At 73.1% G+C, this 11,944-nt stretch carries 15 protein-coding genes; 3 read left to right on the top strand and 12 right to left on the bottom strand.

Going from position 1 to position 11,944, the window contains the following annotated elements:
- Window positions 1–141 precede the first annotated feature (141 nt).
- Window positions 142–774: a nucleosidase gene (locus tag DPA01S_RS14895; protein WP_061917538.1), complete on the bottom strand. Its 633-nt coding sequence runs from the start codon at window positions 772–774 to the stop codon at window positions 142–144.
- 116 nt (window positions 775–890) lie between these two features.
- Between DPA01S_RS14895 and DPA01S_RS14890 the strand changes: the two genes are divergently transcribed.
- On the top strand, window positions 891–1,565 hold the full coding sequence (locus tag DPA01S_RS14890; RefSeq protein ID WP_061917535.1) for a hypothetical protein: 675 nt from the start codon (window positions 891–893) through the stop codon (window positions 1,563–1,565).
- A gap of 39 nt (window positions 1,566–1,604) precedes the next feature.
- Here the strand turns inward: DPA01S_RS14890 and thpR are convergent, their stop codons facing one another.
- Genes thpR through DPA01S_RS14860 form a run of 6 tightly spaced genes read right to left on the bottom strand, consistent with a single transcriptional unit; the run spans window position 1,605 to window position 5,414 of the window.
- Window positions 1,605–2,195 (bottom strand): RNA 2',3'-cyclic phosphodiesterase, encoded by a 591-nt coding sequence (thpR, locus tag DPA01S_RS14885; protein ID WP_061917532.1) that lies wholly within the window; start codon window positions 2,193–2,195, stop codon window positions 1,605–1,607.
- Window positions 2,195–2,575 (bottom strand): fluoride efflux transporter CrcB, encoded by a 381-nt coding sequence (gene crcB / locus DPA01S_RS14880; protein ID WP_061917549.1) that lies wholly within the window; start codon window positions 2,573–2,575, stop codon window positions 2,195–2,197. Before crcB ends, thpR begins: the two co-directional genes overlap by 1 nt.
- A gap of 2 nt (window positions 2,576–2,577) precedes the next feature.
- The gene (locus DPA01S_RS14875; protein ID WP_061917529.1) at window positions 2,578–2,994 is read right to left on the bottom strand and encodes a fluoride efflux transporter FluC; all 417 of its coding nucleotides are present in this window, start codon (window positions 2,992–2,994) and stop codon (window positions 2,578–2,580) included.
- 13 nt (window positions 2,995–3,007) lie between these two features.
- Window positions 3,008–3,874, bottom strand: a complete 867-nt coding sequence (locus tag DPA01S_RS14870) for a maleylpyruvate isomerase N-terminal domain-containing protein (protein ID WP_061917526.1) — start codon at window positions 3,872–3,874, stop codon at window positions 3,008–3,010.
- A complete protein-coding gene (locus DPA01S_RS14865) occupies window positions 3,871–4,743 on the bottom strand; it encodes an acyl-CoA thioesterase domain-containing protein (protein WP_061917547.1) in 873 nt (290 codons plus the stop codon). The genes DPA01S_RS14870 and DPA01S_RS14865 overlap by 4 nt, the downstream gene beginning before the upstream one ends.
- Window positions 4,740–5,414, bottom strand: coding sequence for a TetR/AcrR family transcriptional regulator (locus tag DPA01S_RS14860; protein ID WP_232303189.1), 675 nt, complete (start codon window positions 5,412–5,414; stop codon window positions 4,740–4,742). Before DPA01S_RS14860 ends, DPA01S_RS14865 begins: the two co-directional genes overlap by 4 nt.
- A 161-nt stretch (window positions 5,415–5,575) precedes the next feature.
- Here DPA01S_RS14860 and DPA01S_RS14855 point away from each other — a divergent pair, with 161 nt between their 5' ends.
- Window positions 5,576–6,295, top strand: coding sequence for an enoyl-CoA hydratase/isomerase family protein (locus tag DPA01S_RS14855; RefSeq protein WP_084374804.1), 720 nt, complete (start codon window positions 5,576–5,578; stop codon window positions 6,293–6,295).
- A gap of 130 nt (window positions 6,296–6,425) precedes the next feature.
- Here the strand turns inward: DPA01S_RS14855 and DPA01S_RS14850 are convergent, their stop codons facing one another.
- Together DPA01S_RS14850 and DPA01S_RS14845 are read right to left on the bottom strand one after the other, a co-directional pair.
- On the bottom strand, window positions 6,426–6,767 hold the full coding sequence (locus tag DPA01S_RS14850) for a histone-like nucleoid-structuring protein Lsr2 (protein ID WP_061229945.1): 342 nt from the start codon (window positions 6,765–6,767) through the stop codon (window positions 6,426–6,428).
- Window positions 6,768–6,928: 161 nt separating this feature from the next.
- Entirely contained in the window at window positions 6,929–7,642 is a 714-nt protein-coding gene (locus DPA01S_RS14845; protein ID WP_232303188.1) for a sirohydrochlorin chelatase, read from the bottom strand.
- A gap of 76 nt (window positions 7,643–7,718) precedes the next feature.
- Between DPA01S_RS14845 and DPA01S_RS14840 the strand changes: the two genes are divergently transcribed.
- On the top strand, window positions 7,719–8,489 hold the full coding sequence (locus tag DPA01S_RS14840) for a lysophospholipid acyltransferase family protein (protein ID WP_232303187.1): 771 nt from the start codon (window positions 7,719–7,721) through the stop codon (window positions 8,487–8,489).
- On the opposite strand, the gene DPA01S_RS14835 is transcribed toward DPA01S_RS14840, so the two are convergent.
- The 3 genes from DPA01S_RS14835 to DPA01S_RS14825 are packed head-to-tail and all read right to left on the bottom strand — an operon-like array spanning window position 8,486 to window position 11,813.
- Window positions 8,486–9,343: an NAD(P)-dependent oxidoreductase gene (locus tag DPA01S_RS14835; protein ID WP_061917516.1), complete on the bottom strand. Its 858-nt coding sequence runs from the start codon at window positions 9,341–9,343 to the stop codon at window positions 8,486–8,488. The two genes, DPA01S_RS14840 and DPA01S_RS14835, sit on opposite strands and share 4 nt — an antisense overlap.
- Window positions 9,340–10,122, bottom strand: a complete 783-nt coding sequence (locus DPA01S_RS14830) for a phosphoadenylyl-sulfate reductase (RefSeq protein ID WP_061229943.1) — start codon at window positions 10,120–10,122, stop codon at window positions 9,340–9,342. Before DPA01S_RS14830 ends, DPA01S_RS14835 begins: the two co-directional genes overlap by 4 nt.
- Window positions 10,119–11,813 (bottom strand): nitrite/sulfite reductase, encoded by a 1,695-nt coding sequence (locus DPA01S_RS14825; protein ID WP_061917513.1) that lies wholly within the window; start codon window positions 11,811–11,813, stop codon window positions 10,119–10,121. Before DPA01S_RS14825 ends, DPA01S_RS14830 begins: the two co-directional genes overlap by 4 nt.
- Between the last annotated feature and the right edge of the window lie 131 nt (window positions 11,814–11,944).

Below are 11,944 nucleotides of genomic sequence, written 5' to 3'. Positions count from 1 at the left end.
CCCCACCCCCTCGCCGAGCGCCACACCGAACAATGACCACCAATGTCGAACTATAGTTCGATCATACCGGCGCCACACCGAGCGCACAAGGGTTCGAACAAAACCGGACGGCGCGTCGCGCGGCGGGCCGTGACCGCCGCGTCAGGCCAGGCGGGTACCGACCCACTCCGCCAGCACGCGGGCGCAGGCGTCGACGCCCTCGACCCACGTGGTCCCGGCGGACTCGTCGGCGGAGTCCGAGACGTGCTTGACCAACCGGGTGGGCACGCCGAGCATCGCCCCCGCCGCGGCGACTGCGTACCCCTCCATGTCCACCAAATCGGCGACACCCGCCAGACGGTCACGCACCGGCCCACCGGCCACGAAGCGATCGCCGGTGGCGAGTACCGGCGCGGCCGCTCCACCCGGCGCCGAGGGCTCGGGCGCCTGCTCCGGTGTCACGGCACGGGTCGCCGACAGGGCGAGCGGCGGACCGTCGTGGCGACCGGTGACCGCGTGCAGCGCGGGGTCGTCGAAGTCGTGCTGGAACACCGTCGCGACCTCGTGTGTGCCCTCCATCCCCGGGTGCAGACCGCCGGCCGTGCCGACGTTGACCAACTCGCGCGGCCGGGCGCCGCCACCGAGGGCGTGCGCGACGGCCACGGCCGCGCGGACCTTGCCCACCCCGGTGACGAGGACGGGGAAGTCGGTGACGAAGTGCCGGGCCTCCTGCTCCAGGGCCACGACGACGAGCGGATGGGCAGGGTCCACGGTCCCGATGAGTTCCACGGCCATACCGTATCCGCGTCTGCGGTGGCGGGTGGCCCGGCGGCGCCTACGGTGGGACACGTCACCACCGCGGCCGGGGCCGCACAGGGCGCCCCGGCACACCAGCGAAGAGGTCGTCCACGATGTCCGTCCACGCCGCCCGCACCCCTCGCCCCACCCGCGCCACTCACCCCGCCCGGGCACGCCACGCCCGCGCGCTGCTCGCACTCCCTGCCGCCGCGCTGCTCGCCGCGGCCGGATGCACCTCCGGGTCCGACGACCAGGCCGCCGAGCAGACCCCCGCCGAGCAGACCGTCACCGTCACCGAGCAGTCCTCCGCGCCGACCGTCCCCGAGCAGGATCGAGCCGCCGGTGACGCCACCGCCGCACCAGGGCTCGTCGACTGCTCCGGCGAACGCACCGGTGAGGACATCACCGGCGACGTCCGGGTCCTCGACGGGCAGACGTGCATCCTGCGCGACCTGTCGGTCAACGGGGACGTCGACGTGCTCGGTGGCGGTCGCCTCGAGGCTTTCAACATCCGCGTCACCGAGGACATCGACGCCGAGGGCCACATCGCCGTGCTCGTCACCGGCGGCGAGGTGACCGGCTCCGTCGAACTCGAGTATGGGCGCGAAGCCACCCTGGAGAACGTCCGGATCGGCGGCGACGTCGAATCGGAGGAGAACTCCGGCGCGCAGCGCTTCGAGGGCAACACGATCGGCGGGGACCTCGAGTGCGAGGCGAACGACCCGGCCCCGACGGGCGGAGGCAACCAGGTCGCCGGCGAGCGCCAGGGGCAGTGCGCGACCCTGTGACCGGCCGTCCGGCGGGACCGGCGGCCCGGGCGCCGACCGTCAGGCGCCGGGCGGGTCCCACCACCGGCGCTCCCGTGAGCCCAGCGGCAGCCGGGCCACCACCTCGTGTCGGGCGCGGCCGCGGGGGCCCTCGCCGAGGAACGAGTCGACGAGGGCGATCTCGGAGACCTCCCACTCGCTACTGGTGAAGGTGTCGAGCACGCGGAGCCACGCGGTGGCGTCATCGCGGCCCCCGAGCCTGGCCAGCGTGAGGTGCGGCCGGAACCGCGCCCCGTCCGGGACGCACCCGGCGGCGTTGGCGGCCGACCGGGCGCCCGCGGCGAGCGCGTTGAGCGGCCGCCCCTCCGGCTGATCCACGCCCGCCCACAGGACCTTGGCCCGCTCGACCGACGGGAAGGCCCCGGCCCCCGCCAGGCGCACGCGGAACGGCTCGTGCTTGCGGGCGACCGCCTCCAGCCGCTCGGTGAGGTCGTCGAGGCGCCAGTCGTCGACATCGGGGCAGAACGTCAGCGTGAGGTGCCACTGCGAGGGACTCGTCCACGCCAACCCGGGCCGCGGCTCGAGGAACGTCTCGAGCTGGTCGCGAACCTCCTCCGGCGGCATGACCGCCACGAACATCCGGTGACCCATCACCCCACAGTGGACCAGCCGCCCGCGCACCACAACCCCGCGAGCCACAACCCCAGCGCCGCGGCGACCACCGTGACGACCATCGTGCCCACCCCGTAGACCAGCGCGGTACCGAACCGCCGCTCGCGGGCCAGGCGGACGGTGTCATAACTGGCGGTGGAGAACGTCGTGTACCCGCCGAGCACCCCGGTCCCGAGGAGGACCACCGGGAGGGAGCCGTCCACGAGCAGGCCGGTGAGCAGCCCTAGCGCGAGCGACCCGGACACGTTGACCAGGAACGTCCCCAGCGGGAACCGACCCCGCCAGCGGGCGGCCACCACGCGGTCGAGCGCGTACCTCGCCGCGGCGCCCACCCCGCCGCCGAGCGCGACCCACAACATCGTCACGACGGCGTCCCCCGGCGCGCCACCGCGGCCAGCACCATCCCGAGCGTGGTGGCGACAGCGCCCAGCACGAGCGTCACCACGCAGTAGGCCAGCGCCGCCGGCCCGTCGCCGGCGCGGGTCAGCGTCGCGGCCTGCAGCGCGATGAGGGAGTACGTGGTGAACCCGCCGCAGACGCCGGTGCCGAGGAGCAGTCGCGCGCGTTGTCGTCGTCGTCCCTCATCGTGGTTCCGGCCGCCCCCGTCCTCACCGCCCTCCAGGGCGGTGAGCAGCGCGCCCAACAGGAACGCACCGAGGACGTTGATGGTGAGGGTCGCGGCGAGCGTCGGCGCGATCGCCTCCGTCACGGCGACGCGCGCGGACGTCCCGATCGCGCCGCCGAGCGCGACCCACGCCACCGCGGCAGGGACCCTCACGCCGACGGCCCGCTCACGCGGACAGCCCGGCCTCCAGGGCGGCGTCGAGGCCGTCGCGGTCGCCGGTGACCTCCAGGCCCGCGGCGCCCGCGCGCACGCGCCCCCACAGCAGCAGGGCGAGAGTCTCCGGCGGGCCGGCCACCTCGACCTCCCCGCCGTCCGGGGGCCCCGGCAGTTCCCACTCGAGAGCACCCAACGAGCCCGCACCGACCGGCTCGGCGCCCGCCGCGAGGCCGCCCGCCGCCACACCGTCCGAGGCGGCGTGGGGCACGGCACGCAGGCGGATCGTCAGCGGCAGCGCGGGCACGCGGCCGGAGAAGTGCGGGCGCATCACCGTGCAGAACTCGTCGATGCCGTCGACGGCCACGTCCTCCGACACGGGCGTCGTCGCGGCCGCGCCGTGCAGCGCGGCCTCGACGCCCCAGCGGTGGATCGTGGTCTCGTGCAGCTGGCGTCGCAGCCAGAAGTCGGCGCGGCCAGCGCCGGAGAAGGTCCAGGCGGGCGCGTCGGGGGCGGCGTCGGTGAGGGTCCGGAGCATCTCATCGGCGATCCGCGCGTACCAGTCGGCGAGCGCATCCGCGCCGTCCGCGGCCGGCGGCGCCGAGCGCTGCACCGCGCTCATACCGCGGCTCCGGGCGTCGGGCGTCGCGTCGCGGACGGTCTGACCCGCCCACCAGTTGACGGTGCCCAGGTGCGCGACGAGATCGCGGACGGTCCAGTCGGGGCACGAGGGCACGGCGGCGGTGACGTCCGCAGCACCCGAACCCGAGCCACCCGACCCCGAGCCACCCGACCCGTCCCCCGCCAGCGCGAACCGCACCAGCCCGACCTGCGCCTCGAGCGCGTCGAGCATCCTGGCGTGGCTCAGGCCGCCGGTCATACCCGCCTCGCCCTCTCCGAGCCGCCGAGCGAGCCGCGGTCCCCGGAGTCGCCGCCCGGCCCGCGCCGCGTGAAGTCGATCTGCCGCCCCGCGTTGGACACGGCCACCACGGTGCCGGTGGCGAACACGCCGTCGCGGTCGAACAGCGAGGCCGTGCCCACCGCGACGCCCTCGGCGCTGATGTGCTCGTCGGCCTCGATCCCCAGGTCACGCGAGCGCGGCAGGCGGGCCAGCGCCACGGTGAGGTCGGCGTTGATGAAGCCGATCCCCTCGTCGCCCCAGTGCGTCATGAGGCTCGTCGACTCGGCCAGCGTCACCGCGCGCTGGAACGGCGTGGAGTCCTCACCGGTGATGGTGTCGAGCGGCTGCTGCCAGAAGCGTTTGCGCTGGTCGTTCTGGTGCACGCCCATGTCGCGGTCCCACGTGACGGGGTCCTCACCGCTGCCGAAGAAGACGTTCGAGCCCGGCTTGTCGGGCTCGTCCGCGGCCCCCGTCGGGGGCTCGACGACCCGCCCCGACCGCCAGATCCGGCCCGGCGGCTGCTCCCCGCGGCGCAGCTGGACGAGCGTGGCCCGGGCGACGGCCTTGTCGCCCTGCGTCAGCTCGACGTCGGCCACGCGGATGCGGTTCCCGGCACGAATCTCCTCGGTGCGCGCGACGAGCGGCTCGTTGCGGACCGGGGCGAACAGGTCCACGGTCAGGCGCGCCGGCTGGAAGCCGTCGGCGCCGTGCTCGAGCTCCAGGGCGCGCGCGGCCGCCGCCACCACGGCCGGGCCGTTGACCATGCTGTCCGACCAGGCGCTGCGCGCGAAGATCGTGGGGATGTAGGCGCCCGAGTCGTCGAGGGTGAAGAACGCGCGCTCGCTCATCGGGCCGCGCCGTCCGTGCCGGTGGCGCCGAGCGTGCGCGTCGTCCCCGCCGAGCCGCCCGCCCACGACCGCAGGATCGCCGCGAGCTGCGTCTCGAAGTACTGCTCGGCGCTGGGCGAGGACCGCCACACGCTGAGCTCCAGCGACACCACGCCGTGCAGCGACGCCCAGATGGCGGTCGCGGCCTCGTGCACGTCCGCGGCGCGAAAGACGCCCTCGTCGACCGCCGCGTCGACCACCTCGAGCAGCGGCTCGCGCCACAGCGGCTCGTCGGGGCCACCGGCGCCGCGCTCGGTCCCGGCCCGCGGCGACCGCGCGGGCTCGCCCACGACGAGGCCGTAGAGGCCCTGGTTCTCGAGCGCCCACAGGCGGTAGGCGCGGCACAGGGACCGGACGTCGCCTTCGACGCTGTCGTGCCGCAGGGCGTCGCGCAGGGCGGCGGCGAGCTGGCTGTCGGCCTCGTGCGCGACCGCGGCGAGCAGTCCGGCCTTGCCGCCGAACATCGTGTAGATCGCCGTGGTGGAGGTGCCCTGGGAGGCGGCCAGGGGCCGCAGTCCGAGCGTCTCCGGGGGCGCGTCGCGGAGCCGCCTGGTGGCCTCGTCGAGGATCCCCCGGCGCAGCGAGTCGTCGTACTGGGCGTGGGTGGAGGCACGCGTCGAGGAAGGGGTCACCCCGGCAGGGTACGACGACGACGACGAGTTCACCGTCATACCGGCGTGGCGTGTCGGCGGGACACCGTGATACGGGCGTCGCGACAGTGCCGTCACGCCGGCTCCGCACCTGCTGAGACAGTGTTACCCGCCCGTCTGCCGGGGCGGCCTAGGCTGGGTCCATGACCACCCTGAGCCGTCATGGCAGCGTCTACGTCCTGCGCTTCTCGGAGCTGATGGACACTGAGCCGACCACCACCGAGCCGACAGCCGAGCCCGGCAATCCCGAGAACGTCTTCTCGCCGGACCTCCTCGACTCGCTCGACGCCGCGCTCGACGAGGTCGAGGCCTCCGAGGGCCCGGCCGCGCTGGTCACCACGGGCGCCGGTCAGTTCTACTCCAACGGGCTCGATCTGGGGGTCGTCGCCTCGGACCCCGCGGGGCTGCCCGCGTACGTGACGCGGGTGCAGCGGCTGTTCGCCCGGGTGCTGCGGCTGGAGCTGCCGACCGTCGCGGCGGTCAACGGTCACGCGTTCGGCGCCGGGGCGATGCTCGCGGTGAGCCACGATCACCGGGTGATGCGGTCTGACCGCGGCTACTGGAACCTTCCCGAGGCGAGGCTGGGGATGCCGTTCCCGGCGGGCATGAACGCGCTCGTGACGACCCGCCTCGGTCACCCGGTGGCGGCCACCGCGATGCTCACCGCCCGCCGCTACCCCGCCGCCGAGGCCGTCTCGGCCGGGATCGCGCACGAGGCCGTCGACGCCGAGTCGGTCCTCGACCGGGCCGTCGCCGTGGCCGCGGAACTGGCCTCGCTGCGCGGGCCGAATTACTCGGGCATCCGCGCCGGTCTCGTCGCGGGGATACTGCCCCATCTGGACGCGCCGGTCGAGCGACTCTGAGCCGCCGGGATGGAATACGCCGCGAACTGACCGGCCGCGGCGTGAATCACGCAAGAGGAAAAGGACCTCAGCCCCCATCAACGGAGCCCATCGCCCGCCCGTCCGGGCGGCCGCGCTCTGCCCACGGCGATCAGTTGGCCGCAGCGTACGCGTCCATGATGTCGGCGGGAATTCGGCCGCGGTCGGAGACCTCATATCCGTTGTTTCGCGCCCATTCACGAATGGCCTTGGTCTCCCCCGACGAGGACGTCTTGCTCGCCGTCCGGCGTGCCGGCTTGGCCTTGGTCGATGTCACGCGGTGGCCGTTCTCGACGTACGGCGCCATGACCTCACGGAACTTCTCGGCGTTCTCATCACTGAGGTCGATCGTGTATTCCTTGCCGTCGAACGCGAACGAAATGGAATTGGCCTCTGTGCCGAGATCCGTTCCGTCGAGGTCGTCGATGTACTGAACCTGGAACTGTTGTGCCATGCGCTTCTTCTCCCTGCTCCGGCTATCCGTCTTTCGAGGACATTATGCACAAACAATTCACAGTCCGCACACACTACTTTTGAAAACGTTCGATGGAAATGTTTGCAACGCTGACGTTTTAAGTCGATTCACAGGTGTTGGGCGTGTAAGTCGTCGTGACTTTAGCGACCGATTGCCGCGGAATTCTCGCGATATCTCCGCACGATCAGATCGATGATCTCCGGGTGCGCACCCAATGGCGCGGAGGTGATATCCCCGCCCGCGGCGGCCAGTCGATCGGCGAAGAATCCCGGAGCGAGCAGGTGCGTCGCCACGGCGATCCGACGGTGTCCGTCAGCGCGCAGTCGCGTGACCTCCTCGGTGACCGTCGGACTCGCCGCGGACGCGAAACCGGCGGTCACGGGCGTGCGGAGCAGCTCGGCGAGGCGCGCGGCCAGCGCGCGTGTCTCCGCGACCGACGACGCGTCGCTGCTGCCGGCCGCGCCGAGGACGACCGCGTCGGCGCCGAACGCCCCCGTCGCGCCGGCCTCGGCGAGCCGCTGCACGAGCGCCCGGACGAGCTCGGGCTCGGCGCCCAGGTGCGGTGTCTGCACGACGGGGCCGGGCGCCTCGCGGCACGCCTGCCCGACGTCGTGGACGACGTGGAACCCGCGCGCGAGGAAGGCGGGGACCACGACCGTCGGCACGCCGTCCGCGAGGATCTTCCCGGGCCCCGGCTCCTGGACGTCCACCCAGGCGAGTCGGCAGTCCACCCCGACGAGCTGCTTGCGCGCCTCGAGCAGGATCCGGCCCAGCACCCGGCGGCCGGCGGCGGACCGGGTCCCGTGCGCGACCAACAGCAGGCGGGGGCCGGCCGGACCGGACAGGGCTGTCATGTCATCGAGCATGCCGCAATCGGGGTGCGCCGCCGCATCGGCTCGGCGAAACTGGGGGGATGAACAGGCTGGCTCCATGAACAGGCGGCGGCGGCCCGAGGTGTCCGTGGCCAACTGGGAGGCCGTGTACGACTTCTACGGGCCCGGTCGGCGGCGGGACTGGTTCACCTACCCGCTGCTGGCGCTCGTCGACGCGATCTACCGGCCGCGGCTGCGGATCCCCGACGAGACGATCGAGCGGCTGCACCGCCTGCACTCCGAGGGCGTGGGCATCGTCGTGGCCGTCAACCACCCGTCCGCGCACGACCCGACCGTGCTCGCGGCGGCCCTGTTCGACCGGCGGGTCCGCTTCCTCGCGAGCGGGACCGGGTTGACCAAGGACCCGTTGTTCCGCGGGCCCCTGCGACCGGTCTTCGAGTACACCGGCACGGTGCCCGTGTTCCGGGCCAAGAACTACGAGGGGACGGCGTCCGACATCCACGAGGCCGCCGCCACGCGCCTCATCGGGCTCTGCGTGGACCGGCTCACGGGCGGGGGCGTCGTGCTCACCTTCGTCGAGGGCACCAACTCCTCCGCCGACGACCTGCGCACGCTGCGGCTCGAGTCGGTGAAGAAGGGCGTCGGCATGATGGTCGCGGGCGCCCGCGAGGCCGGCGCCCCGGTGGCCGTGCTGCCGCTGGGACTCGCCTACCACGGCCGCGAGCACGCGAAACTTCCCCCGCGACGCGCCGTCGCCGCGGCGGCGCCGATCGTGGTGTGGGACTCCGGGCCGCCGCCGACTGTCGACGAGGTGCGCGCTGCCGTGCGGGACGGCATCGACGAGGCGCTCACGACCGCCTGGGGTTAGACCACGCCCGGGACGACCTCGAAGTCCACCCCGCCGGCCTCGAGCTCGCGGGCCCGATCGGCCAGGGTGGCCGATGCGGCGATCCGCACGACCCCGTGCCCCGCGGCGTACCGTGTCGCCACAAGATCCGCCACGCGGGCGGCGGGCAGGTCGGTGGCGGCTTCGAGCACTTCGACGTCGTCGTCTAGCTCCGCCACCAGTGTGGCGTCGGCCGCGCCGTCCACGACGAGCACGTCGGCGGTGTGGACGAGGCGCCGCGCACGGACGGTGAGCAGGTCGCCGTCGCCGCTGCCGCCGACCAGCGCGACCCACCCGGTGGCCGGGCGGCGGCGCGCACGCAAACCGGCGGGTGCGGTGGCCAGGGAGCGCGCGACGTGGCGTCCCACCCGCACCGAGCGGCGGGGGTCGCCCGAGTCGACGGCGATGCGCACGGTTCCGGTGGGCGTCGCGACGGCCGTGCGCGCGGGCACCCGCGCCGATCCCAACGCGGAGTCCCCGGCGGTGACGCACCAGATCCGCCGTTGCTCGCACAGTGCGGCGACCTCGGCGTCGATCCGGGGGTCGCCGGTGGCGACGTGCACCATCCAGGGACTGTCCAGGTCGGCGGGGGCGAAGGGCCTGGTGACGACGACGAGGTCGTCGCCCGCCCGCTCCGCGAGGTCGGCCATCGCCGGGTCGACGCGCGGGGCCACCACCCGGACGAGGGCTCCGGCCTCGAGGAATGTCGCCGCCCGGCGGGCCGAGACGGGTCCCGCCCCGACGAGCAGCACCTCCCGACCCGCGAGGCCGACGGTGAGCGGCAGCCCGTCCAGCGTGGGTGCCGGCGGGGCCGCCGGCGACAACGCGATGGTCACAGGTGGATGCCGCACTCGGTCTTGGACGAGCCCGCCCAGCGGCCGGACCGCGGGTCGGCACCGGCCTCGACGCGGCGGGTGCAGGGCTCACAGCCGATCGACGGGTACCCGTCGTCGAGGAGCGGGTTGAGCAGGCATCCGTGCTCGGCGGCGTAGTCGTGGACGCGCTCCATGGTCCACGCCACCAGCGGGTTGATCTTGACCATCGAGTGCTTCTCGTCCCACTCGACCATGGCCGCGCCGGCCCGGTGGTCGGTGTCGACGCGGCGCAGGCCGGTGATCCACGCCTCGTACCCGGACAGGGCGGCGTCGAGCGGTTCGACCTTGCGCAGGCGGCAGCACATCTCGGGGTCGGTCTCGTAGGGGCGCGGGCCGAGGGCGGCCTCGTGCTCCTCGCGGGTCGCGGGGCTGCGCACGTCCACCACGTTGAGACCGGGGGTGGCGGCGAGCGCGTCGCGGACGCCGACGGTCTCGGAGAAGTGGTAGCCCGTGTCCAGGAACAGCACGTCCACGCCGGGGGCGTGCTGCGCTGTCATCTCGGGCACGACCGTGTTGGCCATGGAGCACGCCACCGCGAGCGCGTCACCGAAGGTCTCCCCCGCCCAGGCCAGGACCTCCGCCGGGTCGATCTCGGAGTGGTTGCCGTAGAGGCCGCGGTCGTCGAAGCGGCGGCCCGCCTCCTCGGCGATGGCCTTGAGCTCGGCGGTGGTGCGCTTCCGGCCGGGGCCGGGCGTGAGGACGGTGCTGCGGGGCAGCAGTTCCAGGCTCACTGCGGTCATACGAGGACCTCCTCGTCCACCCGGTGCGCCCACTCGGCGAAGGTCTCGCCGCTGGCACCGGTCTCCATGTACTTGCGGATCACGCGTTCGACGTAGTCGGGCAGCTCCGCGGACGGCACGCGCAGGCCGCGGACCGTGCGGCCGAGCCCGCCGGACTCCTGGTCCTCCGACGCCAGCCCGCCGCCCAGGTGGACCTGGAAGCCGGGGGTGTCGCCGTCGAGGAGCTGGCCCTTGAGGCCGATGTCGGCGGTCTGGATGCGGGCGCAGCTGTTGGGGCAGCCGTTGAGGTGGATCGACAGCGGCGTGCGCAGGGGCGCGTCGTCGGCGAAGCGACGCTCGAGCTCGTCGACCAGCGCGGTGGCCGTGTCCTTGGTGTCGACAAAGGCGAGCTTGCAGAACTCGATGCCCGTGCACGCCATGGTGGCGCGACGGAAGGAGCTCGGGCGGGCGTACAGCCCGATCTCGGCGAGGCCCTCGACCAGCTGGTCGACCTTGTCCGGCTCGACGTCCAGCACGAGCAGCTTCTGGTGCGGGGTGAAGCGCACACGGTGCGACCCGGCGGCCTCGGCGAGGTCGGCGACCTGTGCGAGCTTCTCGCCGCCGACGCGGCCGACGGTCGGGGCGGCGCCCACGTAGAAGCGGCCGTCCTTCTGCTCGTAGATGCCCACGTGGTCACCGGAGCCGACGCCACGTTCGGGCGCCGGGCCGTCGGGGAGCTCGCGGCCGAGGTACTCGTCCTGCAGCACCTGGCGGAACTTCTCGGCGCCCCAGTCCTTGATGAGGAACTTCAGCCGGGCGCGGGTGCGCATGCGGCGGTAGCCGTAGTCGCGGAAGATGCCCACCACGCCGGCCCACACCTCCGCCGCCTCCTCCTGGCGGACGAACACGCCGATGCGGGTGGCGAGCTGCGGGTTGGTCGACAGGCCGCCGCCGACCCAGAGGTCGTATCCGGGGCCCAGCTCGGGGTGCTCGACGCCGACCAGCGAGATGTCGTTGATCTCGTGGACCACGTCGAGGCTCGGGTGGCCGGTGATGGCGGACTTGAACTTGCGCGGCAGGTTCGAGAACTCGGGCGTCCCGATGTACTTGGCCTTGATCTCCTCGATCACCGGGGTGGGGTCGAGGATCTCGTTCTCCGCCACACCGGCGACCGGGCTACCGAGGATGACGCGCGGGCAGTCGCCGCACGCCTCGACCGTGTCGATGCCCACGTCCTCGAGCCGCTGCCAGATTGCGGGGACGTCCTCGATGGCGATCCAGTGGTACTGGATGTTCTGCCGGTCGGAGATGTCGGCCGTGCCGCGGGCGAAGTCGGTCGAGATGCTCGCCAGCACGCGCAGCTGGTCGGTGGAGACCGCGCCACCGTCCGTGCGGACGCGCATCATGAAGTACTTGTCCTGCAGCTCGTCGGCCTCGAGCTTCGAGGTCCGGGAGCCGTCGAGGCCCTGCTTGCGCTGCGTGTACAGGCCCCACCAGCGCATACGGCCCGACAAGTCGTCCGACGGGATCGAATCGAAGCCCTCCTTGGAGTACGTGTCCAGGATGCGCTGGCGCACGTTGAGGGCGTCGTCCTCCAGCTTGAACTGCTCGTTGTGGTTGAGCGTGAGCTTGCCGTCGATCTTCCACTGCCCCTGTGGCTTGGCCGCGCGCGCGGGACGAGCGGTACGGGGGGCGGCTGCAGTATCGGTCATGGCGGCGAGGATAGTCAGAACAGACTGGTCTGTCTAACAAGGGTCGCCTAACCGCATCAAGCGTCCGCACCACCGGAAGCCTCCCCGCACGCGTTGCGCTCGGGTCTGCGCCGCCTGAAGAGCGCGCCATC

The organism is Dietzia papillomatosis NBRC 105045 (assembly GCF_001570845.1).
Classification (GTDB): domain Bacteria; phylum Actinomycetota; class Actinomycetes; order Mycobacteriales; family Mycobacteriaceae; genus Dietzia; species Dietzia cinnamea.
Note: the sequence above shows the minus strand (reverse complement) of the source record. Positions and strands in the feature narration are given on the sequence as shown.

What these genes read in the sequence shown, in the direction of transcription:
- DPA01S_RS14895 (WP_061917538.1), bottom strand. Translation starts at nt 774, where the DNA reads ATGGCCGTGGAACTCATCGGGACCGTGGACCCTGCCCATCCGCTCGTC.
- DPA01S_RS14890 (WP_061917535.1), top strand. Translation starts at nt 891, where the DNA reads ATGTCCGTCCACGCCGCCCGCACCCCTCGCCCCACCCGCGCCACTCAC.
- thpR (WP_061917532.1), bottom strand. Translation starts at nt 2,195, where the DNA reads ATGGGTCACCGGATGTTCGTGGCGGTCATGCCGCCGGAGGAGGTTCGC.
- crcB (WP_061917549.1), bottom strand. Translation starts at nt 2,575, where the DNA reads ATGTTGTGGGTCGCGCTCGGCGGCGGGGTGGGCGCCGCGGCGAGGTAC.
- DPA01S_RS14870 (WP_061917526.1), bottom strand. Translation starts at nt 3,874, where the DNA reads ATGACCGGCGGCCTGAGCCACGCCAGGATGCTCGACGCGCTCGAGGCG.
- DPA01S_RS14865 (WP_061917547.1), bottom strand. Translation starts at nt 4,743, where the DNA reads ATGAGCGAGCGCGCGTTCTTCACCCTCGACGACTCGGGCGCCTACATC.
- DPA01S_RS14855 (WP_084374804.1), top strand. Translation starts at nt 5,576, where the DNA reads ATGACCACCCTGAGCCGTCATGGCAGCGTCTACGTCCTGCGCTTCTCG.
- DPA01S_RS14850 (WP_061229945.1), bottom strand. Translation starts at nt 6,767, where the DNA reads ATGGCACAACAGTTCCAGGTTCAGTACATCGACGACCTCGACGGAACG.
- DPA01S_RS14845 (WP_232303188.1), bottom strand. Translation starts at nt 7,642, where the DNA reads ATGACAGCCCTGTCCGGTCCGGCCGGCCCCCGCCTGCTGTTGGTCGCG.
- DPA01S_RS14840 (WP_232303187.1), top strand. Translation starts at nt 7,719, where the DNA reads ATGAACAGGCGGCGGCGGCCCGAGGTGTCCGTGGCCAACTGGGAGGCC.
- DPA01S_RS14830 (WP_061229943.1), bottom strand. Translation starts at nt 10,122, where the DNA reads ATGACCGCAGTGAGCCTGGAACTGCTGCCCCGCAGCACCGTCCTCACG.
- DPA01S_RS14825 (WP_061917513.1), bottom strand. Translation starts at nt 11,813, where the DNA reads ATGACCGATACTGCAGCCGCCCCCCGTACCGCTCGTCCCGCGCGCGCG.